Origin of the sequence: Serinicoccus sediminis (assembly GCF_004153545.1) — a bacterium.
Classification (GTDB): domain Bacteria; phylum Actinomycetota; class Actinomycetes; order Actinomycetales; family Dermatophilaceae; genus Ornithinicoccus; species Ornithinicoccus sediminis_A.
In genome coordinates, this window is the sequence record NZ_SDVA01000005.1 from 111,908 (window position 1) to 135,892 (window position 23,985).

Sequence of the window (23,985 nt, forward strand, 5' to 3'; positions counted from 1 at the left end):
GCGATGAGCACCTTGCAGTACCCCGACGACCTGCGCTACACGACCGACCACGAGTGGGTCCGCGACGTGGGTGACGGGGTGGTGCGGGTCGGCATCACGGCCTACGCCCAGGACGCCCTGGGGGACGTCGTCTACGTCTCGCTGCCCTCCGTCGGCGACGACGTCGCGCCTGGTGACTCCTGCGGCGAGGTGGAGTCGACCAAGTCGGTGAGCGACATCTACGCCCCGTTGGCCGGGGAGGTCACGGCCGTCAACGAGCAGCTCGACGCCACCCCCGAGCTGGTCAACACGGACAGCTACGGCGAGGGCTGGATGTACGAGCTGAAGCTCGCCGACTCCTCCGTCCTGGACGGGTTGATGGACGCCGAGGCCTACCAGAGCCAGCTCGACTGAGGTGTCCCCGGGCCTGACGTAGAGTTGGGCCACCACCGTCGACCACCGGTCGACGGTCAGTACGTCAACCCACCGACGAGGAGGTCAGCACCATGAGTGGCGACGATCGTGACCGCGAGCACCACGACCTGGGTGCCGACCCGACGACGGCGCGGATCCCTGGGGGCACCGACCTGCCCGCGGCGGAGTACACCTTCGACGACGAGGCGCCCCGGCTGTCCGCCGACGACCAGCGCACCGTGGACGCGCTGCGTCCCGGGACGGCGCTGCTCATCGTGCTGCGCGGCCCCAACTCGGGGGCCCGCTTCCTGCTGGACGCCGAGGAGGTGACCACCGGGCGGCACCCGCACAGCGACATCTTCCTCGACGACGTCACCGTCTCCCGGCGGCACGCGCAGTTCGTCAAGGAGGGCGAGGGGTATGCCGTGCGCGACGTCGGCTCGCTCAACGGCACCTACGTCAACCGGCAGCGGATCGAGGAGATGCCGCTGAACCAGGGCGACGAGGTGCAGATCGGCAAGTTCCGGCTGGTCTACTACCGCGGTCGGTCGTGAGCTCCCCGGCCCACGACGACCTTCCTGCCGGGCCGGCGAGGGGCGTGTCCATCGGGGCTGTCCTCAAGCAGCTGCACGGCGACTTCCCCGACCTCACCGACTCCAAGATCCGCTACCTCGAGCAGGAGGGGCTCATCAGCCCTGAGCGCCGCGCCTCCGGCTACCGGACCTTCACCGAGGCCGACATCGCCCGGCTGCGGTTCGTCCTCACCGCGCAGCGGGACCGTTTCTGGCCGCTCAAGGTCATCAAGGACGCGCTGGACCGGTTGGACCGTGGGCTGGACGTCCCCGGTCTGACCACCTCGGCGCCGCAGCCGACGGCGGCGGCGCCCGCCCCGGCCCCGCCGGCCGAGGCCCCGACCGAGACCCCGGTGGCCGACCTCAGCGCCGGGGCGCTGCGCCGGCGCAGGGCGGTGCGGCTCTCGCCGACCGAGCTGCGGGAGCGTACCGGGCTGGACTCCGCGGCCTACGCCCAGCTCAAGGCCTTCGGCCTGCTGCGCACCGACGCGGGGGGCAAGCACCACGCGGACGACGTCGACGTGGCCGAGGCCGCGGTCGCGCTGTCGCGCTACGGGCTCGAGGCGCGGCACCTGCGGCTGTTCCGGGTGGCCGCGGACCGCGAGATCGGGCTGACCCAGCAGCTGCTGGAGCCGCTGCGCAGGCGTCGGGCCCGAGGGGCCTCCGGCCCCGACCCGGCCGACCGGGAGGCCGAGCTGCTGGCGCACACCCTGTCGCTGCACGTGGCCCTGGTGCGCTCCGGGCTGCAGCAGCGCTGAGCGCAGGCGGCACCGGTCCGTCGGCACGCCTGGTCCGACGGTCACGCCGCAGGAGCGGTACCGTGGCAGGGTGAGAGAGCTCGACGTGCTCGGTGTCCGGGTCGAGATGCCGAACAACAGCCCCATCGTCCTGCTGCGCGAACGCGACGGGCAGCGTTACGTCCCCATCTGGATCGGGGCCCCGGAGGCCACCGCGATCGCCTACGCGCAGCAGGGGGTCGAGCCCCCGCGCCCGCTGACCCACGACCTCATGGTGACGATGATCGGTGCGCTCGGACGCACCCTGGAGGAGGTGCGGATCACCAGCCTCCAGGACGGCATCTTCCATGCCGAGCTGCACTTCGACGGTGAGACCGTGCTGTCCGCCCGACCTTCCGACGCCATCGCGCTGGCGCTGCGGTCCGCCACCCCGATCCTGACCACCGAGGAGCTGCTCGATGACGTCGGCGTGACGATGGCGGTCGAGGAGGAGGACGAGGTCGAGCGGTTCCGCGAGTTCCTCGACGAGGTGTCGGCCGAGGACTTCGAGTCGCCGGGGGAGTCGGGACCGGACGAGGGTCAGGCCTGATGTCCCGGCGTGGCGTCGTTGACCGGGGGACCCCCTGCGCATACCGTCGACCCGTGCCCACGCGGCACGTCAGTCACACGAGCCACACACGCGAGGAGGACCGGTGAACGCTGGAGCAGACGCGCCGGGCGGGTCGAGCGGACGTCCGGCAGAGCAGTCGGTCGCCTCGCAGGGTCTGCTGTTCACCGAGGACACCGCCGCGCTGGACGACGGCATCGGCTACCGCGGGCCCACGGTGTGCGGCGCCGCCGGCGTCACCTACCGCCAGCTGGACTACTGGGCCCGCACCGGGCTCCTGGAGCCCTCGGTGCGCAACCCCTCCGGCTCGGGCACCCAGCGGCTCTACAGCTTCCGCGACATCCTCGTGCTCAAGATCATCAAGCGGCTGCTCGACACCGGGGTCTCGCTGCAGCAGATCCGGGTCGCGGTCACGGCCCTGCGGGAGCGGGGCGTCCAGGACCTGGCGCACATCACCCTCATGAGTGACGGCGCCAGCGTCTACGAGTGCACCAGCGACGACGAGGTCATCGACCTGGTCCGTGGCGGCCAGGGCGTCTTCGGGATCGCCGTCGGCAGCGTCTGGCGGGAGGTCGAGGGCCAGCTCGCGCAGCTGCCCAGCGAGCGGGCCGACGTCGTGGTCGGGGAGCACCCGGACGACGAGCTCTCGGCGCGGCGCAAGGCCCGCAAGACCTCCTGACGGCACGGCCGCTCCGAGGCGTCGTGGCCGCGCCCACCCTGCTAGATTGAGGCTGCTGACGACGTCGCGTGGGAGAGTCCTCTCCGCACTGCGGTGAGGCGCCGAAGGGGCATACTCCCCACCAAGCTCTCAGGCGCCGGGACCACGCGGAGCAGGCGACTCTGGAACGTCCCGTCCCGCGGGGCCGGCAGAGGGGGAGGTGCCAGCGCAGGCCCGAGCCCGAAGGAGCCGTCCGTCCATGAGCCACCACTCGCCCGACTTCGTCGCCCGTCACGTCGGTCCCCGCCCCGAGGACGTCGAGCGCATGCTCGAGGTCGTCGGCTACGACAGCCTCCAGGCCCTGGTCGAGGCGGCCACCCCCGAGGGGATCCGCGGGGCGGCGCCCCTCGCGATCGAGGCGGCACCCAGCGAGCAGGCGGTCATCGCCGAGCTGCGCGACCTGGCGAGCCGGAACACCGTGGTCACCCCGATGATCGGCCTCGGCTACTACGGCACCCAGACCCCGCCGGTGGTCCTGCGCAACATCCTGGAGAACCCGGCGTGGTACACCGCCTACACCCCGTACCAGCCGGAGATCTCCCAGGGCCGGCTGGAGGCGCTGCTCAACTTCCAGACCGTGGTCACCGACCTGACCGGCCTGGCCGTGGCCGGCGCGTCGATGCTCGACGAGGGCACGGCCGCCGCCGAGGCCATGGCGCTCATGCGCCGGTCCAGCAAGGCGGCCAAGGACGCGGTGCTGCTGCTCGACGAGCACGTCTTCCCGCAGACCGAGGCGGTGGTCCGGGCCCGCGCCGAGGCCATCGGGTGGACGGTCGTCACGGCCGACGTGACCGGCATCGAGGACGTCGAGGGCCTACGCTCGGCGGCCGGCGGCCAGGAGGTCTTCGGGCTGCTGGTGCAGTACCCCGGCGCCGACGGCCAGGTCCGGGACGTCGCGGCCGCGGCCGCAGCGGCGCACGAGGCCGGGGCGCTGGTCACCGCGGCCGCCGACCTGCTCGCCCTCACCCTGCTGGCGCCGCCCTCCCGCTGGGGCGCCGACGTGGCCGTCGGCAGCACCCAGCGGCTCGGGGTGCCGCTGGGCTTCGGTGGACCGCACGCCGGCTACCTCGCCGTCCGGGAGGGACTGGAGCGCACGCTGCCGGGTCGCCTCGTCGGGGTGTCCAAGGACGTCGACGGCAAGCCGGCCTACCGCCTCGCCCTGCAGACCCGTGAGCAGCACATCCGGCGGGAGAAGGCCACGTCCAACATCTGCACCGCGCAGGTGCTCCTCGCCGTCATGGCGTCGATGTATGCGGTGTGGCACGGCCCGGAGGGGCTGCGGCGGATCGCGCGACGCGTGCACGCCCAGGCGACCGCCCTCGCCGGGGTGCTGACCGAGGCCGGCCACGAGCTCGCCGGGGACCGCTTCTTCGACACCCTGCAGGTGCGCGTCCCGGGCCGGGCCACGGACGTGCTCGCGGCCGCGCTGGAGCGCGGCATCAACCTGTGGCGGGTCGACGACGACACCGTGCTGCTGTCCGTCGACGAGCTCACCACGACCGACGACCTGCGCGCGGTGGCCGAGGCCTTCGGCGCCGACCCGGGGTCGCTGCCGGACGGTGCCGGCTTCGACGACGACGCCGACGACGCCGACGAGCAGCTGTTCGGCGACCTCTCCCGGACCGGGGACGAGGCATACCTCACCCACCCGGTGTTCTCCCGCCACCGCAGCGAGACCGCCCTGCTGCGCTACCTGCGCACGCTCTCGGACAAGGACTACGCCCTGGACCGGGGCATGATCCCGCTGGGCTCGTGCACCATGAAGCTCAACCCGACCACGGCCATGGAGTCCGTCACCTGGCCGGAGTTCGGCTCGCTGCACCCCTTCGCCCCGGCCGACCAGAGCGCGGGCTACCGCGAGCTCATCGACCAGCTGTGCGGCTGGCTGGAGGAGATCACCGGCTACGACCGGGTGTCCCTGCAGCCCAACGCCGGCGCCCAGGGCGAGTTCGCCGGGCTGCTCGCCATCCGGCAGTACCACCTGGCCAACGGCGACGACCAGCGCACGGTCTGCCTCATCCCGGCCAGCGCGCACGGCACCAACGCGGCCAGCGCGGTCATGGCCGGCCTCAAGGTGGTGGTCGTCAAGAGCACCGACACCGGCGAGATCGACCTCGAGGACCTGCGCGCCAAGATCGAGACCCACCGGGACCAGCTCGCCGGCATCATGGTGACCTACCCCTCGACGCACGGCGTCTACGAGGACACCATCACCGAGCTCTGCGAGCTGGTGCACGAGGCGGGGGGCCAGGTCTACGTCGACGGGGCCAACCTCAACGCGCTCCTGGGCATCGCCAAGCCGGGCGAGTTCGGCGGCGACGTCAGCCACCTCAACCTGCACAAGACCTTCACCATCCCGCACGGCGGCGGCGGTCCCGGGGTCGGTCCGGTCGCGGTGCGCGAGCACCTGGCGCCCTACCTGCCCAACCACCCCTTCGACGCCCAGGCCGGCCCGGAGAGCGGCCCCGGGCCGATCTCCGCGGCGCCCTTCGGCTCGGCCGGCATCCTGCAGATCCCGTGGGCCTACATCCGGCTCATGGGTGGCGAGGGGCTCACCCGGTCCGGGCAGGTGGCGGTGCTGTCGGCCAACTACGTCGCCCGACGGCTCGACGAGCACTTCCCCGTGCTCTACACCGGCGACCACGGGCTGGTGGCGCACGAGTGCATCCTCGACCTGCGCGGGCTGACCAAGTCCACCGGCGTCACCGTCGACGACGTCGCCAAGCGGCTCATCGACTACGGCTTCCACGCCCCCACGATGTCCTTCCCCGTCGCGGGCACCCTCATGGTGGAGCCGACCGAGTCCGAGGACCTCGCCGAGATCGACCGCTTCGTCGACGCCATGATCGCCATCCGGCGCGAGATGGACGAGGCGGCGCGGTCCGAGGGCGGCGTCGAGGCCAGCGCGCTGCGCGGGGCCCCGCACACCGCGCTGTCGCTGGCGGGGGAGTGGGACGCCTCCTACGACCGGATGACCGCCGCCTACCCGGAGGGCGTCGACCCCGACCGCAAGTACTGGCCGCCGGTGCGCCGCATCGACGGCGTCTACGGCGACCGCAACCTGGTGTGCTCGTGCCCGCCGCCGGAGGACTTCGAGGCCTGAGCCGCAGGGGGCTGCGCCCCCGGGCACCCCGTCGGGGCCACGCCCCGGACCCGGCCACCCGCGCGGTCGTCGCTGGTGGTGGTCATGCGCGCCCCGGTGTGTGAGGATTCAGCGCATGGGCCAAGAGGTGAGTCACAGCGAGTTCACGCGGGAGCAGCGGCTGGCGTTCCGGGCCAAGGTCCGCGACGACCTGGACTGCTTCGAGCAGATGCTGGAGGGCAGCCGGTTCGACTTCACCCGTCCGCAGATGGGGCTGGAGATCGAGCTGAACCTCGTCGACGACACCTCGCTGGACCCGGCTCTGCGCAACCGGGAGGTGCTGGCCGACATCGGCGAGGGCGACTTCCAGACCGAGGTGGGCCGCTACAACATCGAGCTCAACGTCCCGCCCCGGCCGATGGCCGGCGACCAGGCCGTGCGCCTGGAGCGCTGGCTGTCCCAGTCGCTGCGGCGCGCGGGTGACGCGGCCCGCGGTCACGACTGCCGGGTCGCCTCGGTGGGCATCGTCCCCACGCTGGAGGCCGAGCTCTTCGACCAGCCGTGGCTGTCCGACGGGGTGCGCTACACCGCGCTCAACGACTCCCTCATCCGGGAGCGGGGCGAGGGCCTCGAGCTGGAGATCGAGGGCCCCACGGGGGAGCGCGTGGACAGCTACCACGACACCATCGGCCCGCTGTCCGGGTGCACCTCGGTGCAGCTGCACCAGCAGGTGACGCCGCTCGACTTCCCCGTCTACTGGAACGCCGCGACGGTCATCAGCAGCCTGCAGATCGCGGTCGGCGCCAACTCGCCCTACCTCTTCGGGCGCCGGCTGTGGGCCGAGACCCGGATCCCGTTGTTCACCCAGATGACTGACACCCGGTCCATCGAGCTCAAGCACCAGGGGGTCCGGCCGCGCGCCTACTTCGGCCGCAACTGGATCACCTCGATCTTCGACCTGTTCGAGGAGAACGTCCGCTCCTTCCCGGCGCTGCTGCCGGAGAGGTCGGACGAGGACGCCAAGGCGGTGCTCGCCGCCGGCGGGGTGCCGCACCTGTCCGACCTCAAGCTGCACAACGGCACGGTATGGCGCTGGAACCGGCCCATCTACGACACCACCCAGGGTGTCCCGCACCTGCGGGTGGAGAACCGGGTGCTGCCGGCCGGCCCCACCGCGGTCGACACGGTGGCCAACGCCTGCTTCTACTACGGGCTGCTGGAGTCCTTCACGACCAGCGGCCGGCCGATCTGGACCAAGATGTCCTTCGCCGACGCCGACCGCAACTTCCGTGAGGCCGCCAAGCACGGCATCTCCGCCACCCAGGTCTGGCCGGGTCTGGGCACCATGCGAGCGGTCGACCTCGTCGCCGACCACCTGCTGTCGGTCGCCGACGACGGACTGGCCGCGCTGGGCCTGCGCCGTGAGGTCCGCAGCCACTACCTGTCGATCATCGAGGGCCGCTGCCGGGCCCAGACCAACGGCGCCAGCTGGCAGGTGGCCGTCACCCAGGCGTACGAGGCCGCAGGCCACTCCCGGCGGGAGGCGCTGCACGCCATGTTCGGCCACTACCTGGACCACTCCGAGGAGAACACCCCGGTCCACACCTGGGAGGTGCCCGAGGTGGAGGCGCGATCGGTCGACGACCTGGAGGACGCTGCCGGGCGCTCCGCCTAACGGCGGTTCCAGGCCTCCACGGTCGGCTGCTCACGGTGGTGACCCAGGATGGCCAGCGACCCGACCTCGAAGGTGAGGTGCTGGCCGAACCGCGGGGCCTGACGCAGGTAGACGCTGGTGAGGATGCGCAGCGCGTGCCCGTGGCCCACCAGGGCCACGTCGCCGTCGAAGAGGTGGGGCCACACCCGCTCCAGGACCACGCTGGCCCGCCCGGCGACCTGCTCCACGGTCTCGCCGGGGGTGTCGCCGGGGACGACGCCGTGGTGGAAGACGTTCCACCGGTAGCCCAGCTCCCGGCGGATGTCCGGGGTGCTGCGCCCCTCGTAGCCGCCGTAGTCCCACTCCTTGAGGTCCTCGTCGATCTCGTCGACGCGGAGGCCGGCCAGCTCGGCGGTGTGCCGTGCGCGCTGCAGCGGTGAGCAGCGGACGTGGGCGAAGGTGAGCCCGGCCAGCACCTTCTGCAGCCCCGCGGCGGCCTGCTCGCCCTCCGGGAGCAGGGGCAGGTCGGTGAGGCCGGTGTGCTGCCCGGAGCGGGACCACTCGGTCTCCCCGTGCCGGATGAGCACGAGGCGGTGCGGAGGGATGGCAGGGCCGGGGATCTCGCTGGTGGGGTCGTCCATTCCTGGCACACTACCCACATGCCTGACGACGCATACCGCTCCGTGTCCCTCACCCGCACCGGTCCCGGCCAGTTCGAGGCGGTGAACGCCCGGGGCGGCTCGATCCCGGTGGGGATGGGCGCCGGTGAGGACGGCACGGCGTTCTCCCCGGTCGAGCTGCTCCTCGTCGCGGTGGCCGGGTGCTCGGGGATCGACATCGACCTGCTGACCTCTCGCAAGGCCGAGCCCACGGCGTTCGCGGTGACGGCCGGGGCGGAGAAGCTGCGGGACGAGGAGGGCAACCACCTCGGCCCGGTCACGGTGACCGTGGAGGTCACCTTCCCGGAGGGGGAGGACGGGCAGGCAGCCCGGGACCGGCTGCCGGACGCGGTCGCGAAGTCCCGGGACCGGCTGTGCACCGTCTCCCGGACGGTCGCCCTGCCGACCCGGGTCGACTTCGAGATCCGCTGAGCGCGACCGGCGGGATGCCGACGCCCCGTCCCGGGCCCGAGGCCCCAGGTGGCCCGGACCGGCTGCTGCGGACGCTGACGGCGGGCGACGCGGTCACCGTCGGCCTCGGCGCCATGCTGGGGGCCGGGGTCTTCGCCGTGTGGGGCCCGGCGGCACAGGCCGCCGGGCCGGCGCTGCTGCTCGCCGTGCTGCTGGCCGGTGGGGTCGCCGCCTGCAACGCCCTGTCCTCCGCGGCCCTCGCGGCGCGCCACCCCGCGGCGGGCGGCGCCTACGTCTACGGGCGGGAGCGGCTGGGCCCGCTGTGGGGCTACCTCGCCGGGTGGTCGTTCGTCGTGGGCAAGACCGCCTCGTGCGCCGCCATGGCGATGACCGCGGCCGCCTACCTCGCCCCGGGGCGCGAGCGGCTCGCGGCGGTCGGTGCCGTCCTCACGGTCACCGCGCTCAACCTGGCCGGGGTGCAGCGCTCGGCCCGGGTGACCAGGGTCCTGGTGGCCGTGGTGCTGGCCACCCTGCTGGTGGTCGTCGCCGCCACCCTCGCCCGGCCCGGGTCGACGGTCCAGGCGGGGGTCCCTCCGGCGGTGGGCGGCGACCTCCTCGGCCTGCTGCAGGGGGCCGGACTGTTCTTCTTCGCCTTCGCCGGGTATGCCCGCATCGCCACCCTGGGGGAGGAGGTGCGGGACCCGGCGCGCACCATCCCCCGGGCGGTCGTGGTGTCGCTGTCGGTGGTGCTGCTGACCTACCTGCTCGTCGCGGTGGCCCTGCTGCACGGGCTCGGCCTGCCGGCGCTGTCCGGGGCGACGGCACCCCTGGCCGAGCTGGCCGCCGCGATCGTGCCCGGGCAGGGGTCGTGGGTCGTGCGGGTGGTCGCCGGTCTGGCCGCGCTCGGGGCCCTGCTCAACCTGCTGCTCGGCATCTCGCGCACCACGGTGGCGATGGCGAGGGACGGCCACCTGCCGCGGCCGCTGGCCCGGCTGTCGGGTCCGCGCCGGGTGCCGCGGGCCGCGGAGCTCGCGGTCGGCGGGGTGCTCGTCGTGGTGGTCCTCGTCGCCGACCTGCGCGGTGCCATCGCCTTCTCCAGCTTCGGGGTCCTGCTCTACTACGCGGTGGCCAACGCCAGCGCCCTCACGCTGCGGGGGCGCTGGCGCGGGGCGCCGTGGGTGCCCGCGCTCGGCCTCGCGGGCTGCCTCACCCTGGCCAGCGCGCTACCGGGAGCCGCCGTCGCCGGAGGGCTGGCCGTCCTCGCCCTGGGGCTGGTCGGCTACGCCCTGACCCGGCGACGGGACGCTGCGCGGTGAGGAGCCCGTGGTGGGCTCGGAGGGGTGCGCGGCCCGAGGCTGCTCGGCCGGCCCGGTGTGCAGGTGGCCGGCGCTGCGCAGGTGCTCCTGCACGCGGTGGGCGCCCTTGACGCCGAGCAGCGCCCTGGGGTGGATCGCCTGGCCCGCCCGCACCACGGAGATCTGCCCGTTGGGCTCGAGGACGACGAGGGCGACCTGGGTGAGGTGGCTGACCCCGGCCTGGCGCAGGGCGCTCCACAGCATGGGGGTCGTCAGCCCGTAGGTGCGCATCGTGTCGGTCTGCACCTTGCCGGCGACGACGAGCACGGCGGCGCGCGCGCGGGACTGCTCGTCGAGCTGGGGGAGCGGCAGCCGGCGCAGGTTGCGGAAGAGCACCTCCAGGGTGGCCAGGGTGCCGAGCGCGATGAGCCCGCCGGTGAGAGTGGGCACGTGGCCCATGGTGGAGCGGCCCACGATGGCGCCGAGGACGGTGACGATGGCGAGGTCGAGGCTGCGCGGGCTGGAGTAGAGCCGCTGGCCCCAGAGCCGGAGCACCGCGCCGAAGACGAAGTAGATCGTCACCGTGCTGAGCACCACGGCGATCGCCCCGGCGGGGGTGATGCCGATGTAGTGCCACAGGTCGCGCATGGCACACATCGTGGCAGACGGTGTCCCGACAAACCGGTGGAGGTCGGTCGGCGCCGTCGGGCAGGCTAGGACCATGGACGAGCGCACCGAGCCGGGCACGGCATACCGATGGAGCAGGCTGACCGAGGACGACGCCCCGGCCTGGTCCGACCTGGTCAACCACCTGGCCGTGGTCGACGGCACCGAGGAGTTCCTGTCCGCGGAGGACCTGGTCGAGGAGCTGCGCTCACCCGGTCACGACCCGGCCACGGACTCCTGGGCGGTCTGGCAGGAGGACGCCATGGTCGCCTACGGCGTCGCCCTGGCGCCGCCGACCACCGACCACGAGGGCACGGCCCGGGGCATCGTGAGCGGGGGCGTCCACGCCGATCACCGGGGCCGGGGGCTCGGGAGCGCCCTGCTGGACCGGCTGGAGCCGCGCGCCACCGAGCTGGTGGGGGAGCGGCACCCGGGCGCACCGGCCTACCTCACCGCCTCCGGTGGGCGGCAGGGCTCCACCTCCCAGCAGCTGCTCAGCGACCGCGGGTATGCCGTGGTCCGCTGGTTCAACCTGCTGGGGCGGCCGGTGACCGACGGCCCGGCGGTGCCGCAGCTCGAGGGCGTGGAGCTGCGTGCCCCCCGACCCGAGGACGAGGAGGCGGTGCGGCTGGCGCACAACGCGGCCTTCCGCGACCACTGGGGGTCCGGCCCGTCGGCCCCCGAGCACTGGCACGAGCACTGGACCTCGCGCAGCGCGCGTCCCGCCGTCTCGACCCTGGTCTGGGGCCGGGGCGGGGAGCTCGACGGTCAGGTGCTGGCCTACGTCATGGTCGGGCAGTGGGTGGAGCGGGAGGCCTACGTCACCATCCTCGGCACCGTCCCGCAGGCCCGGGGGCGGGGCATCGCCGCTGCCGCGCTGGCCCGGACCATCGCGGAGGCCGAGCGCAGCGGCGACTTCGACGTCATCGAGCTCGACGTCGACTCCGACAGCCTCACCGGGGCCACCCGCCTCTACGAGCGGCTCGGCTTCGTGCAGAAGCACAGCACCTGCGCGATGCGCCGGACCGTGCCGCAGACCGTGGAGCGGCGCCAGGCGGGGTGATCGGCCGGGCGGAGGTGCCGACCGGCCCGGGGGGCGGGCGGCCTAGGCTGGTGTGGTGAGCTCCGCACCCGTCGCCTCCCCCGGCCCGCTCGCCCAGACCGTCGTCGGCGAGAGCGGCCCGACGGTGGTCTTCTGCCACGGGCTGCTCGGCCGTGGGCGCAACTTCACCGGCATCGCCAAGGCGCTGCAGCCGGACTTCCGGTGCGTCCTGCTCGACATGCCCGACCACGGCCGGTCCCCGTGGACCGAGCGCATCGACTACGCCACCGCGGCGGCGATGCTGGTCGAGCAGCTGCAGGTGCTGGCCGCCGACGGTCCGGTGCACCTCGTCGGTCACTCGATGGGGGGCAAGACCGCGATGACCGCCGCCCTCAGCTCACCCGAGCTCGTCGACCGGCTCGTGGTGGTCGACATCAGCCCCACCGGGGCGGGCGAGGTGAGCGAGTTCGAGCACCTCATCTCCTCCCTGCTGGCCATCGACCTGGGGTCGATCTCCTCGCACGGGCAGGCGGACGCCGAGCTGGCCGAGGCGGTCGACTCGCGCATGCTGCGCGGCTTCCTGCTGCAGAACCTGCGCCGCGACCCGCAGACCCACGCCTTCGGGTGGCAGCCGAACCTCGAGGTGCTCCTGCGTGACCTCGGCAGCATCACCGGGGACGTCCCGCACGAGGGCCGCACCTTCGACGGGCCGGTGCTGTGGGTCGGCGGGAGCGAGTCCCCCTACATCAGCAGCGAGCAGGAGGGGCCGATGCGCGCGCTCTTCCCGCGCACCGTCCAGGTCACCATCAAGGGCGCCGGGCACTGGGTGCACTCCGAGCAGCCGCAGGCGTTCACGGCCACGCTGCGGCACTTCCTGCGCGCCGGCTGACGGCCGACGCCGGCCGGTGGCACCGAGGGGCTGCCGCGCAGGCCTTTAGGTGGCTAGAGTCGGACGATGGCACGCTTCCTCGACATCCACCCGGTCGACCCGCAGCCCCGCCTCGTCCGGCAGGTGGCCCAGGTGCTGAACGAGGGCGGGCTCGTCGCCTTCCCCACCGACGCCTGCTACAGCCTCGGCGCCCGCCTGGACGACCCGGACGCCAAGGCGCGGATCGTCTCCGTCCGCCAGCTCGACGACCGCCACCACTTCACCCTGATGTGCGCGGACTTCTCCCACCTGGGCCAGTTCGTGCAGCTGGACAACACCGTCTTCCGGGCGGTGAAGGCGGCCACCCCGGGGTGCTACACCTTCATCCTGCCGGCGACCAAGGAGGTCCCCCGGCGGCTCCTGCACCCCAAGAAGAAGACGGTCGGGGTCCGCATCCCCGACCACCCCATCTGCCGTGCCCTGCTCTCGGAGATGGGGGAGCCGTTGCTCACCAGCACCCTGCTCATGCCCGGCGAGGACGAGCCGTTGGGCTACGGCTGGGAGGTCAAGGAGCGACTGGACCACCAGGTGGACGTCGTCATCGACGGCGACCAGACCGGCTGCGAGCCGACCACGGTGGTCGACCTGTCCGAGGGCGGCGCCGAGGTGCTCCGCGTGGGCTCGGGGGACCCCACGCCGTTCCGGTGAGCGGGGTGCGGTGCGTCGTGCCGGGCACCGGCCCGCCGCGGCCGCACCCGCGGCGTCAGGCCAGGGAGAGGAAGAGCTTCTCCATCTTCTGGGTGTCGACCTCGCCGTCCTCCTCGACGAGGCACTGGCGCAGGCCGCTGGCGATGATGCTGTAGCCCGCGCGGTCCAGAGCCTTGCTCACCGCGGCGAGCTGGGTGACGACGTCCTCGCAGTCCCGGCCCTCTTCCAGCATGCGGATGACGGCCGCCAGCTGCCCGTGGGCGCGGCGCAGGCGGGTGATCGACGGCTTGACGGTCTCGGGCGCAAGTTCCACCTTCTCAGGGTACCCCTGGGGGCATGCGGGCGTCACATGCTATACCCTGGGGGGTATGCAGTCGTCGACGCCGGCATTTCCGTGCCACGACGACGCCTGCGCGACCACGAGCAGCCACGAGCAAGGAGCAGCGATGCCCACCCCCACGGTTCTTCCGATCGAGACCGCCTCCCTCGGTGACCGCAGCTACCTCGTCCACGACGGCGCGGTGGCCTTCGTCGTCGACCCGCAGCGCGACATCGACCGCGTGCTCGACCTCGCCGAGAGCGAGGGGGTGCGGGTCACCCACGTCTTCGAGACGCACATCCACAACGACTACGTCACCGGTGGCTACCAGCTCGCCCGGCGCACGGGTGCGGCCTACCACGTCAACGGGGACGACCCGGTGGGCTTCGAGCGGGCCCCCATCGGGGACGGCGACCTCGTGGAGGTCTCGCCGACGCTGCGGGTCCGGGCCATCCACACGCCCGGGCACACCTTCACCCACCTGTCCTACGCCCTCGAGGGCGAGGACCCCTACGTCTTCACCGGCGGCTCGCTGCTGTTCGGGTCCACCGGGCGTCCGGACCTGCTCGGCGACGACCACGCCGAGACCCTCGCGCGCCACCAGCACGCCTCGGCCCGCCGGCTGGCGTCGGAGCTGCCCGAGCAGGCCCAGGTCATGCCCACGCACGGCTTCGGCTCGTTCTGCTCGGCCACCCAGGCGCAGGGGGACGCGTCGACCATCGGGCAGGAGCTCGCCCAGAACCCGGTCCTGCGCCAGGACGTGGAGGACTACGTCCGCGAGACCCTCGACGGTCTCGACCTGTTCCCCGCCTACTACGCCCACATGGGGCCGGCCAACGCCAAGGGCCCGGAGGAGGTCAGCCTGGAGCTGCCCGCGCGCGCCGACAAGGAGGTGCTCCGCCAGCGGCTGGAGGCGGGGGAGTGGGTCGTCGACCTGCGCCACCGCCGGGCGTTCTCCGCGGGCCACGTCCCCGGCACCCTCAACATCGGCCTGGACGGCCAGTTCTCGACCTGGCTGGGGTGGATGATCCCGTGGGGGACCCCGCTCACGCTGCTCGGGGACGACGCCGAGCAGGTCGCCCAGGCGCAGCGCGAGCTGGTGCGGATCGGCATCGACGAGCTGGCCGGGCAGAGCACCGGGGAGCCCCGCGACTGGACCGACGCGCCGCTGGCCACGCTGCGGCAGGCGACCTTCGCCGACCTCGCGCAGGTGCGCCACCACCGTCCGGTGGCCGTCCTGGACGTCCGCAACCCCAAGGAGTACGCCGCCGGCCACGTCGACGGAGCGGTCAACATCCCGCTGGGCCAGCTGGCCCGACGTCTCGCCGAGGTGCCGGAGGGCGAGGTCTGGGTGCACTGCGCCGGCGGCTACCGTGCCTCCGTCGGGGCCTCGGTCGTCGCCGCCTCCGGACGCCCGACCGTGGCGATCGACGACGCCTTCGACCAGGCCCGGACCTGCGGGCTGCCCGTCACCGAGGCGGACGCCTGAGCCGACCCCGGGCCGGCTCGCCGGTCCGCCGGCACCACCCCTGTCCCACCACCGTGGCCGACACGGCCGCCCGCAGCACGTCCATGTCCCGCACGACCACCGACCTCAGAGGAGACTCTCCATGACCAGCACGCCCACGCGTACCCCCGCCCACCCCGTCGAGATCGGCGCCGCCGAGCTGCGGGCCTGGCTCGCGGGCGGGTCCGCCCCCCGCGTCCTCGACGTCCGCACCCCCGGCGAGTTCGCCGCCGGGCACGTGCCGGGCTCCTACAACATCCCGCTCGCCACGCTGACCGAGCACGCGCGGTCGGTCGCCGACCACCTCGACCAGGACGTCGTCCTGGTCTGCCGGTCGGGAGCCCGCGCCTCCGCGGCCGCCCAGGCGCTGGCGGGCACCGGCAGCGAGGGGATGCACGTGCTGACCGGGGGGATGCAGGCGTGGAGCGGTGCCGGCGGCGAGGTCGCCGAGACCTCCGGCCCCTGGGACCTGGAGCGTCAGGTGCGCCTCGTCGCCGGAGGCGTCGTGCTGACCTCGGTCCTCGCCAGCACCCTGGTGCCCGGGGCCAAGTGGGTCGCCGCCGGCATCGGCGGGGGGCTGACGTTCGCGGCGCTCAGCAACACCTGCGCCATGGGCCAGGCCCTCATGCGGATGCCGTGGAACCGCGGCGGTCGCCGCCAGCTCGAGGGTGCCCTGCGCGGGTTGTCCGAGCGGTCGAACGCCTCCGTCGGCGCTCCGCAGGGCTGACGGGACGCGGACCGGGCCCCGGGCCGGCCGGCCGTGGGCCGACCGGGCGCCCGCCCGTCGTGCCCGCGGACGGTCAGTCGCGGTCCCAGGTGAGGCTGTCGGCCCCGTCGCCGAGCTCGACCTCGACCTCGCCCTCGATGTAGGTGCGGCGCTCCTCGGTCGGCGCATCGACCTCGAACAGCAGCCCGGCGGCCTGCTCGCCCTCGCCCTCGCGCACCGTGATGCGGACCTGGCCGCCGTCCCGGAACGGGACGGTGTAGCCGTCCTGCTCGCGCAGCGACCCCCGGTGCATCTGCGAGCGCTCCATGTAGTCCTCCAGCCGCTGCTCCGGCTGCTCGACCGCGAGGAAGGCCGCGCTGCGCTCGTGGCCGGAGGGGGAGACGGCCTCAAAGGTGTTCGGCATCGGTCTGGCACTTCCTCGTCGTCGGGGGATGTCGCGGGTGACCATCATGGCAGAGGAGGGTCACGCGCGCCGGGACCCTCAGCGGCGGCGCTGCAGCAGCAGCGCGACCTCGTGGTGCCGGGTCTGGGGGAACATGTCGAACAGCCGGGCGTGCCGCACCGCGTAGGACGGCATCCGCGCCAGGTCCCGGGCCAGGCTGGACGCCGCGCAGCTGGAGTAGACGAGGTGCGGGACCCCGGAGGACTCCACCCAGTCCGCCAGGTCGGGGCCGATGCCGCGCCGGGGCGGGTTGACCACGAGCACGTCCGGCCGGTCGGCCGGTCCGGAGGCCCGGGCATACCGGGTCGCGTCGGCGGTGACGAAGGTGGTGTCCTCGGCCCGGCCCTGCAGGGCGGGGTCCTCCCGGCTGCGCCGGGCGCTGCGGACGGCCTCGGCGGACTGCTCGACCCCGACGACCGCACGCCCCGGGGCCGAGGTGTGCAGCGCGAAGCCGCCCACGCCGCAGTAGAGGTCCCAGACCCGCCCGGGACGCAGCCCGTCGACCCAGGCGGCGACCTGCCGGTAGAGCTCGGCGGCGACCTGGGTGTTGGTCTGGAAGAAGCTGCGGGTGCCCAGGTGCAGGGTCAGCCCGGCCACCGGCATGGGCAGGGTGGCGTCCGCCGTCAGCACCTCCTCGGCCTCGCCCTCGAGCACGGCCTTGTGCTCGGGCTGCAGGTTGACGCTCGCCACCCGCAGCCGAGGGCCGGTCCGCCCGCCCAGCCCGTCGACGAGGTCGCCGACGCGTCGCCGCTGGCCGGGGGAGCGGAGCACGAACCGGGCCATCAGCTCGCCCGCGGGGGAGTGGGTGAGGAGCACGTGCTTGAGCTCGCCCTGCCGCGTCGGCACGTCGTAGGGCGTGAGCCCGGACGCCGGCAGCCGGTCGGCGAGGTCCAGGACGGCGGCGTGCAGCCCCTGCTCGTAGAGGCCGCAGTGGCGCAGGTCCACGCCTCGCCCGGCGGCGTCGAGGATGCCGACGGTCGGTGCCCCCTTGCGGCCGCCGACGACCAGCTTCGCCTTGTTGCGGAACCCGGACTCCCGGCTGGGTGCCGCGTCGGACCAGCACCCGGGTGCGACCCAGGGCGCGAGGGTGGCGGCCACGGCGTCCTGCTTGCCGGCCAGCTGGGCGGCGTAGGGCTCGCCCATGAGGGTGCAGGAGCGGCAGACGCCGGCGTCGTAGTAGTCGCACTGCACCGCGCCAGCCTAGGGGAGCGGCGCGGCGGCGGTGCCCGTCAGGGACGACCGGCGGTGCGCAGGCTGTCCACCGAGAGGCGGCCGGCGCCGGTGAAGGCCAGCGGCAGGGTGAGCCCGACGAAGAGGAGGGCGCTCTGCGCCGTGAGGTGCTCCCCGTCGACGAGCAGGGCCCGGTCGGTCCCGAGGAAGACGGCCAGCGCCCACACCGTGGCCAGGAGCGCGGCGAGCAGGAAACCGGCGGGGCGGGTGAAGAGGCCGACCACGACGAGCACGGGGAGCGCGACCAGGCCGACCATGACGCCCCAGGCCACGACGTCGGGCGCCGCGGAGCCCACCAGGCTGTCCGAGACCTGCGCGGTGAAGGCACCCATGTCGGTGGCCGCGCGGGCCCCGAGCAGGACGAGGGGCAGGGTGGCCAGCCGCAGCAGCAGCAGCCCGAAGTCCAGCCCGCGCCCGTGCGCCTCGACCGGACCGGTGAGGGCGTAGTCCTCGTCCCACGGGTCGTCCACCTCGCGGTGGTAGTCGCCGGCGGGGTCGTGCTCGGCCGGTCCGGTCATCTGCCCACTGTGTCAGGCGAGGGGGAGGCTCAGGTGTGTGCCGGCGGCGTGTCCCCGGAACTCAGCGGCGGGCGAGCGCCTCGCGCAGCGACGCGGCGTCGGCGGCGAGGTCCTCCTGGGCGCGGGGTCCCTTGCGGCCGAGGTCGAAGTCGGCGGGGTCGGAGGTGGGGAAGACGTGCACGTGGGCGTGGGGCACCTCGAAGCCCTGCACGATGACGCCCACGCGCTCGGCTCCGAACACCTGCCGCTGCGCCCGCCCGATGCGCGCCGCGACCTGCATCAGGTGGCCGACGGTCTCGTCGGGCAGGTCGACCCAGTGGTCGACCTCGGCGCGGGGCACGACGAGCGCGTGCCCGGGTGTCAGGGGCTCGATGTCGAGGAAGACGGCGCACACCTCGTCGGTCCAGACGACGTGCCCGGGGATCTCGCCCTCGATGATCTGGCTGAAGACCGTGCTCATGCCCCCACCCTAGGCTCGCGGACGGCGCCTGTCCGGGGCACGCGGCATACTCGCTGCCATGACGACGCAGATGGTGCTGGTGCCCGGGTTCTGGTTGGGGGAGTGGGCGTGGGAGGAGGTGGCGCGCTCCCTCGCCGGTCGGGGGTATGCCGTGGACGCGCTGACCCTGCCCGGCCAGGGGTTCGAGGACCCGAACCGGACGGTGGTGACCCCGCAGGACCAGGCCGACGCCATCATCGCCGCGCTCGACCCGTCGGCGCGGCGCCGCGTGCTGGCGGTGCACAGCGGGGCGGCCATCCCCGGGACCCTGGTCCTCGACCAGCGGCCCGACCTCGTCGACCACATGGTCTGGGTCGACACCGCGCCCTCGGCCGACGGCACGGCCATGGACGCTGACTTCTCCGCCGACGTCCTGCGGCTGGAGGACCGCTGGGACGACGAGCTCGCGGGCGGGTCGATGCGTGACCTCACCGACGAGCAGCTCGCCACCTTCCGGGAGCGTGCGGTGCCCGAGCCGGGGCTGGTGGTCAGCACCCCGGTGCGGCTGACCGACGACGCCCGCCACGACGTGCCGTCCACGGTCGTCTGCACCTCGTTCCCGGCCAGCGACTTCCGGTCCTACGCCGAGCAGGGCGTCGACTTCCTCAAGGCGCTGCCCGACTACCGGGCGCTCACCTACGTCGACCTGCCCACCGGGCACTGGCCGATGTGGTCGCGCCCGGAGGAGCTGGCGGACCTGCTGGACGAGGTCGGCCGCGGCGACCGTTGAGCGGACACCGCAGCGGGTCTGGGGAGCCCGGTGCGGATGCCGTGGCACGGGCTGCACGACGCTGACTTGACATAATGTGACTTATCGGCGTTTCTCACGGAAGTCGAGAGAGGCAGGCGAGGGCGGCCGGTCGGTGCTCAGGGACGCCCTGCCGCGGGCCCGTCGACGTTGACCGTCGGTGACCCGGTGCCGCACCGCACGACCACCGCGCGCGACGGCTCGTCACCGGGGTTGGACTCGCGGTGCACGGCGCCGGCGGGCACCCGCACGAAGTCGCCCGGGCCGGCCTCGACGACGTCCCGGCCGTCGGGCCCGGACTCCAGCCGGAAGGTGCCCGCGACGATGTAGAGCGTCGTCTCGTGCTCGCCGTGGTGGTGCCAGCCGGTGACCGCGCCCGGCTCGGTGTCCACCGTGCCGGTCCACATCCCGTCGGCGTGCTCGGCCATCCGCCGGCTCATCCCCGGCGTGGGGTCGGCGGGTCGCAGCGCGCTGTCGACGATGTGGCGGCACGGCTCGGCGGAACGGTCCTCCTGCTGGCGCATGGTGCCATTCGACCCGGCCGGCGGCCCGCTGTCCACCCAGGGTGCGCGGTATACCGTGTGGTCCCGCAGGTGCGGACGGGCAGCGAGGAGCGACGGGTGGCGGAGGTCCAGGAGGACGGCGTCGAGCGCAACCTCTTCTGGCGCGCCATCCACCGGGTCGACACCTCCCGGCCGGTCCGGGCCTTCGTCCGCTACCTGCTGGTGCGGGGCAACCTGTCCGCCGGCGGGGTCACCATCTCCGCGCTGGTCTCCCTCACCGCGCTGGTGACGATCGGGGTCAACGGGTTCCGCGCGGTCCTGGGGCGTCAGCCCGAGCTCTTCGACCGGGTGGTCATGGCCATCAACACCGCCTTCCCCGGGCTCGTGGACGACGGCAGCAACGGCGGCATCATCGACCCGGACCGGCTCGTCCTGGAACGGTCGCTCACCCTGGCCACCCTCGTCTCCATCCCGGTCCTGCTGTGGACCGCCACCAATGTCATGACCGGGCTGCGCAACAGCATCCGGTCCATGTTCGGGCTGACCGGGGCCCCGCTGCGCCCGTTCCGCGGCAAGGGCTGGGACGCGGTGGGCATCCTGCTGCTGAGCCTGGCGGTGCTGCTCTCCTCGGCCCTGCTCAGCGGGTCCGCGGTGCTGGCCCGGGCGGTGCTCGGCGAGCTCGAGGTCAGTCGCGGGACGAGCGGGTTCCTCATCCGGGTGGCGGCGGTCCTCGTGGCCTTCCTGGTGGACGCGGTGGTGTTCTACCTCCTCTTCCGGGTGACCGCCAAGGTGCGGATGCCCTCCCCCGACTGGTGGAAGGGGGCGCTGCTGGGGGCGGCCGGCTGGGGCGTCCTGCGGCTGGCCGGCACCCAGGTCATCGGCGCCTGGGACAACCCGATCTTCGCCTCCTTCGCCGTCCTGGCCACCCTCATCGTGTGGATCAACCTCGGGCTGCGCTGGGTGCTGTTCACGGCCGCGTGGACCGCCAACCCCCCGCACACCAACCTGCCGGTCGTGCCCACCGAGGTGCACGCGCGGGAGACGCCGAACTACGTCACCCAGACCGCTCCGCACACCCTGGACTGGCCGCACCACGAGGTCACCGGCACCCTCATCCCGCACAACGGGATCGCCGGGGACGTCGCCGGCGTCGAGGCGGACGCCGAGCCGTCGGGACAACCACCGGCCACGCTCCAGCGGGACGCAGCCGACACCCCCTAGACTCCGGCCATGGACGGGCCCACCGCCACGGCGTACACGATCTCCGCGGTCCTCCTGGTCGTGGAGTACGGCCTGAAGATCTGGGCCATCGGCACCGTGCCGGAGAACCGGCGCCCGGGCGCGTCGTCGGCGTGGCTGCTGCTCATCCTCTTCATCCCGGTCCTCGGGTTCCCGCTCTACTTCCTCATCGGCAGCAAGGTCGTCGCCGGGCGCCGCCACGACATCCAACGGCGGGCCAACCAGCTCCTGGCCGACCACGCCGACACCCTGCCGGACCTTCCCCAGATCCAGCCCGAGGAGGACCTCGCCTCGATCGTCCGGATGAACCGGCGGCTGACCGGGCTGTCCTGCGTCAGCGGGTCGTGCGACGGGGTCTACCCGGGCACCGCGGACTTCTTCGCCGCGATGGCGGCCGCGGTGGACGAGGCCCGGGACTTCGTCTTCGTCGAGTTCTACATCGTCGCGTGGGACGAGAGCACCGACGTCCTGTTCGCCGCGCTGGAGCGGGCCGCCGGGCGCGGGGTCGAGGTCCGGCTGCTGCTGGACCAGCTCGGCTCGCGCAAGTACCCCGGTCGCCGACAGCTGGGCGCCCGGATGGAGGCCGCGGGCATCACCTGGCACTACATGATGCCGCTGAACCTCTGGCGCGGTCAGTGGCAGCGCCCGGACCTGCGCAACCACCGCAAGCTGCTCGTCGTCGACGGGCGGGTCGGGTTCGTCGGCTCCCACAACCTCATCGACCCGGCCTACGGCAGCGAGAAGAACGCGCGGATGGGTCGGGCCTGGAGCGACGTGTCGGTCCAGGTCAGCGGTGACGTGGTGCAGCAGGTCTCCGCCGTCTTCATCACCGACTGGTTCACCGAGACCGGGGAGAACCTCAGCCTGGACCGGGACCGCTACCTGCCCGACCAGCCCGACCTCGTGCCCGGCGGGGCGGCCCACGCCATGCAGCTCGTACCGTCCGGGCCCGGCTTCCCCACCGAGCCCAACTGGCGCCAGTTCGTGTCCCTCATCCACATGGCGCGCGAGCGGGTGGCCATCACCAGCCCCTACTTCGTCCCGGACGAGGCCCTGCTGGCGGCGATCACCAGCGCGGTCTACCGGGGCGTGCGGGTGGAGCTGTTCGTCGGCGAGGAGGCCGACCAGTTCCTCGTCGGGCACGCCCAGCGCTCCTACTACCAGGTGCTGCTCGAGGCGGGTGTCGTCATCCACCTCTACCCGGCCCCCACGGTGCTGCACGGCAAGTACCTCACCGTGGACGACCGGGTGGCCGTCATCGGCTCCAGCAACATGGACTTCCGGTCGTTCGCGCTGACCTACGAGGTCATGCTGCTCGCCTTCGGCGGCGACCTCGTCCACCGGCTGCAGGAGGTCGACGAGGTCTACCGGGCGGCCTCCCGGGTGCTCACCCTCGAGGAGTGGTCGGGGCGGTCGTGGCGCCAGCGCTACGTCGACAACGTCTGCCGGCTCACCTCGGCGCTCATGTGACCCCGGGCGGGCCCGCACCACGCGGCGCTCCCCCGGCCCCACCGGCTGCGGGCCGGCGCCGGGACGCCTAGCGTGAGGGGATGCATACCCTCCCTGACGGCAGCACGCTCCCCCACGTCGGTTTCGGCACCTACCCCCTGCGCGGCGAGGAGGGCATCCAGGCGATGGTCTCGGCCCTCGAGGCCGGGTACCGCTACCTCGACACGGCGGTCAACTACGAGAACGAGCGCGAGGTCGGGGAGGCGCTGCGGCGCAGCGGGGTGCCCCGCGCGGAGGTCCTCGTCGCCACGAAGATCCCCGGCCGGGCGCACGAGCACGACGCGGCGGTCACCTCGGTCGAGCAGTCGCTGGAGCGGCTCGGGCTGGAGCAGGTCGACGTCGCGCTGGTGCACTGGCCCAACCCGTCGCAGGGCCGCTACGTCGAGGCCGTGCAGGCCCTGGTGGAGTGCCGGGACCGTGGGCTGGTCCGGTGGGTCGGCACCAGCAACTACACGGCCGCCCACCTGCACGAGGTCATCGACGCCACCGGGGAGGCGCCGGTGCTCAACCAGGTGGAGTGCCACCCCCTCTTCCCGCAGTCCGACCTGCTGGCGGTGCACGAGGAGCTCGGCGTCCTCACCCAGGCGTGGAGCCCGCTGGGCAAGCGGCAGGCGCAGTACGACGCGGAGGCGGTGGCCGGCCCCGCCGGACGGCTCGGCGTCTCCCCCGCCCAGGTCATCCTGCGGTGGCACCTGCAGCGCGGGGTGATGCCGTTGCCGAAGTCCGGCACGCCCGAGCGTCAGCGGGCCAACCTGGACGTGCTCGACCTCGAGCTCACCGAGCAGGAGGTCGAGGCGATCACCGCGCTGGGCCGCCCGGACGGGCGGCTCTTCGGCGGCGACCCGGAGGTCCACGAGGAGATGTGAGGCGGCGGGCCCCGCCCGCGTCCACACCCTCCCGTCGGGAGCCGGTCCGTCCACAGATCGGTCGCGGCCCCTCCCCCACGGGCCTGCGGCCGCCCAGGGTGGTCCCATGACGACCGAAGCGGCGGCACCGGCCAACGAGGTGCACCTGCGCGGACGCGTCAGCGGTGTCCCCACCGAGCGCGAGCTGCCGAGCGGCGACGTCCTGGTGCAGCTGCGGGTCGTCGTCCCGCGGCCGCGGCGACGCGGCCGAGGGGGCGCGGCGGGGTCGGCGCAGCGGGTCGACACCATCGAGGTGTCCTGCTGGACCGCCCGGACCAGGGCGGCCGCGTTGCGCCTCACGGACGGCGTCGGCGTCGAGGTGACCGGTGCCCTGCGCCGGCGCTTCTTCCGGACCGGCGCGGGGGCCGCCTCCCGCTACGACGTGGAGGCGGCCGCCCTGCGTGGGGTACGGGTGCCGGAGCCGTGA

Annotated in this window: 27 protein-coding genes and 1 riboswitch; of the genes, 19 read left to right on the forward strand and 8 right to left on the reverse strand. The window is 73.5% G+C overall.

Annotation, left to right across the window (positions count from 1 at the left end; all coding sequences use genetic code 11):
* Positions 1 to 3: 3 nt before the first annotated feature.
* The 7 genes from gcvH to EUS26_RS06460 all read left to right on the forward strand — a co-directional run bounded on the left by gcvH (position 4) and on the right by EUS26_RS06460 (position 7,784).
* Positions 4 to 393 (forward strand): glycine cleavage system protein GcvH, encoded by a 390-nt coding sequence (gcvH, locus tag EUS26_RS06430; RefSeq protein WP_130012353.1) that lies wholly within the window; start codon positions 4 to 6, stop codon positions 391 to 393.
* A gap of 92 nt (positions 394 to 485) precedes the next feature.
* Complete coding sequence (locus EUS26_RS06435; protein WP_130012354.1) at positions 486 to 947, forward strand: FHA domain-containing protein; 462 nt, start codon at positions 486 to 488, stop codon at positions 945 to 947.
* Positions 944 to 1,723, forward strand: coding sequence for a transcriptional regulator FtsR (gene ftsR / locus EUS26_RS06440; protein ID WP_202865073.1), 780 nt, complete (start codon positions 944 to 946; stop codon positions 1,721 to 1,723). The genes EUS26_RS06435 and ftsR overlap by 4 nt, the downstream gene beginning before the upstream one ends.
* Before the next feature lie 70 nt (positions 1,724 to 1,793).
* The gene (locus EUS26_RS06445) at positions 1,794 to 2,291 is read left to right on the forward strand and encodes a bifunctional nuclease family protein (protein WP_130012355.1); all 498 of its coding nucleotides are present in this window, start codon (positions 1,794 to 1,796) and stop codon (positions 2,289 to 2,291) included.
* Positions 2,292 to 2,394: 103 nt separating this feature from the next.
* Positions 2,395 to 2,988, forward strand: a complete 594-nt coding sequence (locus EUS26_RS06450; protein ID WP_130012356.1) for a MerR family transcriptional regulator — start codon at positions 2,395 to 2,397, stop codon at positions 2,986 to 2,988.
* A 59-nt stretch (positions 2,989 to 3,047) separates the two neighbouring features.
* A riboswitch (glycine riboswitch) is annotated at positions 3,048 to 3,143 on the forward strand.
* Positions 3,144 to 3,226: 83 nt separating this feature from the next.
* Positions 3,227 to 6,130, forward strand: coding sequence for an aminomethyl-transferring glycine dehydrogenase (gene gcvP / locus EUS26_RS06455; protein ID WP_130012357.1), 2,904 nt, complete (start codon positions 3,227 to 3,229; stop codon positions 6,128 to 6,130).
* Positions 6,131 to 6,245: 115 nt separating this feature from the next.
* On the forward strand, positions 6,246 to 7,784 hold the full coding sequence (locus tag EUS26_RS06460; protein ID WP_130012358.1) for a glutamate-cysteine ligase family protein: 1,539 nt from the start codon (positions 6,246 to 6,248) through the stop codon (positions 7,782 to 7,784).
* Here the strand turns inward: EUS26_RS06460 and EUS26_RS06465 are convergent.
* Positions 7,781 to 8,404 carry a histidine phosphatase family protein gene (locus EUS26_RS06465; protein ID WP_130012359.1) on the reverse strand — a complete coding sequence of 208 codons (624 nt, stop codon included), beginning with the start codon at positions 8,402 to 8,404 and terminating at the stop codon, positions 7,781 to 7,783. The two genes, EUS26_RS06460 and EUS26_RS06465, sit on opposite strands and share 4 nt — an antisense overlap.
* A gap of 18 nt (positions 8,405 to 8,422) precedes the next feature.
* Between EUS26_RS06465 and EUS26_RS06470 the strand changes: the two genes are divergently transcribed.
* On the forward strand, positions 8,423 to 8,854 hold the full coding sequence (locus tag EUS26_RS06470) for an OsmC family protein (RefSeq protein WP_130012360.1): 432 nt from the start codon (positions 8,423 to 8,425) through the stop codon (positions 8,852 to 8,854).
* Positions 8,855 to 8,868: 14 nt separating this feature from the next.
* Positions 8,869 to 10,149 carry an APC family permease gene (locus EUS26_RS06475; protein WP_130012361.1) on the forward strand — a complete coding sequence of 427 codons (1,281 nt, stop codon included), beginning with the start codon at positions 8,869 to 8,871 and terminating at the stop codon, positions 10,147 to 10,149.
* Here EUS26_RS06475 and EUS26_RS06480 read toward each other — a convergent pair.
* Complete coding sequence (locus tag EUS26_RS06480) at positions 10,057 to 10,776, reverse strand: DUF421 domain-containing protein (RefSeq protein ID WP_165368525.1); 720 nt, start codon at positions 10,774 to 10,776, stop codon at positions 10,057 to 10,059. The genes EUS26_RS06475 and EUS26_RS06480 overlap by 93 nt on opposite strands.
* A gap of 73 nt (positions 10,777 to 10,849) precedes the next feature.
* Here EUS26_RS06480 and EUS26_RS06485 point away from each other — a divergent pair, with 73 nt between their 5' ends.
* The 3 genes from EUS26_RS06485 (at position 10,850) to EUS26_RS06495 (ending at position 13,412) form a co-directional block, all read left to right on the forward strand.
* Positions 10,850 to 11,857, forward strand: coding sequence for a GNAT family N-acetyltransferase (locus tag EUS26_RS06485; protein WP_130012363.1), 1,008 nt, complete (start codon positions 10,850 to 10,852; stop codon positions 11,855 to 11,857).
* A 55-nt stretch (positions 11,858 to 11,912) separates the two neighbouring features.
* Complete coding sequence (locus tag EUS26_RS06490; protein WP_130012364.1) at positions 11,913 to 12,725, forward strand: alpha/beta fold hydrolase; 813 nt, start codon at positions 11,913 to 11,915, stop codon at positions 12,723 to 12,725.
* Positions 12,726 to 12,791: 66 nt separating this feature from the next.
* Positions 12,792 to 13,412, forward strand: coding sequence for an L-threonylcarbamoyladenylate synthase (locus EUS26_RS06495; protein WP_130012365.1), 621 nt, complete (start codon positions 12,792 to 12,794; stop codon positions 13,410 to 13,412).
* Between the two features lie 55 nt (positions 13,413 to 13,467).
* On the opposite strand, the gene EUS26_RS06500 is transcribed toward EUS26_RS06495, so the two are convergent.
* Positions 13,468 to 13,725: a metal-sensitive transcriptional regulator gene (locus tag EUS26_RS06500; protein ID WP_130012366.1), complete on the reverse strand. Its 258-nt coding sequence runs from the start codon at positions 13,723 to 13,725 to the stop codon at positions 13,468 to 13,470.
* Between the two features lie 133 nt (positions 13,726 to 13,858).
* On the opposite strand from EUS26_RS06500, the gene EUS26_RS06505 reads away from it, so the two are divergent.
* Together EUS26_RS06505 and EUS26_RS06510 are read left to right on the forward strand one after the other, a co-directional pair.
* Positions 13,859 to 15,220, forward strand: coding sequence for an MBL fold metallo-hydrolase (locus EUS26_RS06505; protein WP_130012367.1), 1,362 nt, complete (start codon positions 13,859 to 13,861; stop codon positions 15,218 to 15,220).
* A 121-nt stretch (positions 15,221 to 15,341) separates the two neighbouring features.
* Entirely contained in the window at positions 15,342 to 15,965 is a 624-nt protein-coding gene (locus tag EUS26_RS06510) for a rhodanese-like domain-containing protein (RefSeq protein WP_130012368.1), read from the forward strand.
* Between the two features lie 73 nt (positions 15,966 to 16,038).
* Here EUS26_RS06510 and EUS26_RS06515 read toward each other — a convergent pair whose 3' ends face one another.
* The 4 genes from EUS26_RS06515 to EUS26_RS06530 all read right to left on the reverse strand — a co-directional run bounded on the left by EUS26_RS06515 (position 16,039) and on the right by EUS26_RS06530 (position 18,615).
* A complete protein-coding gene (locus tag EUS26_RS06515) occupies positions 16,039 to 16,368 on the reverse strand; it encodes a hypothetical protein (protein WP_130012369.1) in 330 nt (109 codons plus the stop codon).
* Positions 16,369 to 16,446: 78 nt separating this feature from the next.
* Positions 16,447 to 17,598 carry a methyltransferase domain-containing protein gene (locus tag EUS26_RS06520; protein ID WP_130012370.1) on the reverse strand — a complete coding sequence of 384 codons (1,152 nt, stop codon included), beginning with the start codon at positions 17,596 to 17,598 and terminating at the stop codon, positions 16,447 to 16,449.
* Positions 17,599 to 17,636: 38 nt separating this feature from the next.
* Positions 17,637 to 18,155, reverse strand: coding sequence for a hypothetical protein (locus tag EUS26_RS06525; protein WP_130012371.1), 519 nt, complete (start codon positions 18,153 to 18,155; stop codon positions 17,637 to 17,639).
* Between the two features lie 61 nt (positions 18,156 to 18,216).
* Positions 18,217 to 18,615, reverse strand: coding sequence for an HIT family protein (locus tag EUS26_RS06530; RefSeq protein WP_130012372.1), 399 nt, complete (start codon positions 18,613 to 18,615; stop codon positions 18,217 to 18,219).
* Positions 18,616 to 18,673: 58 nt separating this feature from the next.
* Here EUS26_RS06530 and EUS26_RS06535 point away from each other — a divergent pair, with 58 nt between their 5' ends.
* Positions 18,674 to 19,384, forward strand: coding sequence for an alpha/beta fold hydrolase (locus EUS26_RS06535; protein ID WP_130012374.1), 711 nt, complete (start codon positions 18,674 to 18,676; stop codon positions 19,382 to 19,384).
* Between the two features lie 137 nt (positions 19,385 to 19,521).
* Here the strand turns inward: EUS26_RS06535 and EUS26_RS06540 are convergent, their stop codons facing one another.
* Positions 19,522 to 19,926, reverse strand: a complete 405-nt coding sequence (locus EUS26_RS06540) for a cupin domain-containing protein (RefSeq protein WP_130012376.1) — start codon at positions 19,924 to 19,926, stop codon at positions 19,522 to 19,524.
* 96 nt (positions 19,927 to 20,022) lie between these two features.
* On the opposite strand from EUS26_RS06540, the gene EUS26_RS06545 reads away from it, so the two are divergent.
* The 4 genes from EUS26_RS06545 (at position 20,023) to EUS26_RS06560 (ending at position 23,985) form a co-directional block, all read left to right on the forward strand.
* Positions 20,023 to 21,126: a YihY/virulence factor BrkB family protein gene (locus tag EUS26_RS06545; protein ID WP_238148836.1), complete on the forward strand. Its 1,104-nt coding sequence runs from the start codon at positions 20,023 to 20,025 to the stop codon at positions 21,124 to 21,126.
* Positions 21,127 to 21,135: 9 nt separating this feature from the next.
* The gene (cls, locus tag EUS26_RS06550; RefSeq protein ID WP_130012378.1) at positions 21,136 to 22,614 is read left to right on the forward strand and encodes a cardiolipin synthase; all 1,479 of its coding nucleotides are present in this window, start codon (positions 21,136 to 21,138) and stop codon (positions 22,612 to 22,614) included.
* Positions 22,615 to 22,694: 80 nt separating this feature from the next.
* Positions 22,695 to 23,519, forward strand: a complete 825-nt coding sequence (locus EUS26_RS06555) for an aldo/keto reductase (protein ID WP_130012380.1) — start codon at positions 22,695 to 22,697, stop codon at positions 23,517 to 23,519.
* Between the two features lie 106 nt (positions 23,520 to 23,625).
* Complete coding sequence (locus EUS26_RS06560) at positions 23,626 to 23,985, forward strand: single-stranded DNA-binding protein (protein WP_130012382.1); 360 nt, start codon at positions 23,626 to 23,628, stop codon at positions 23,983 to 23,985.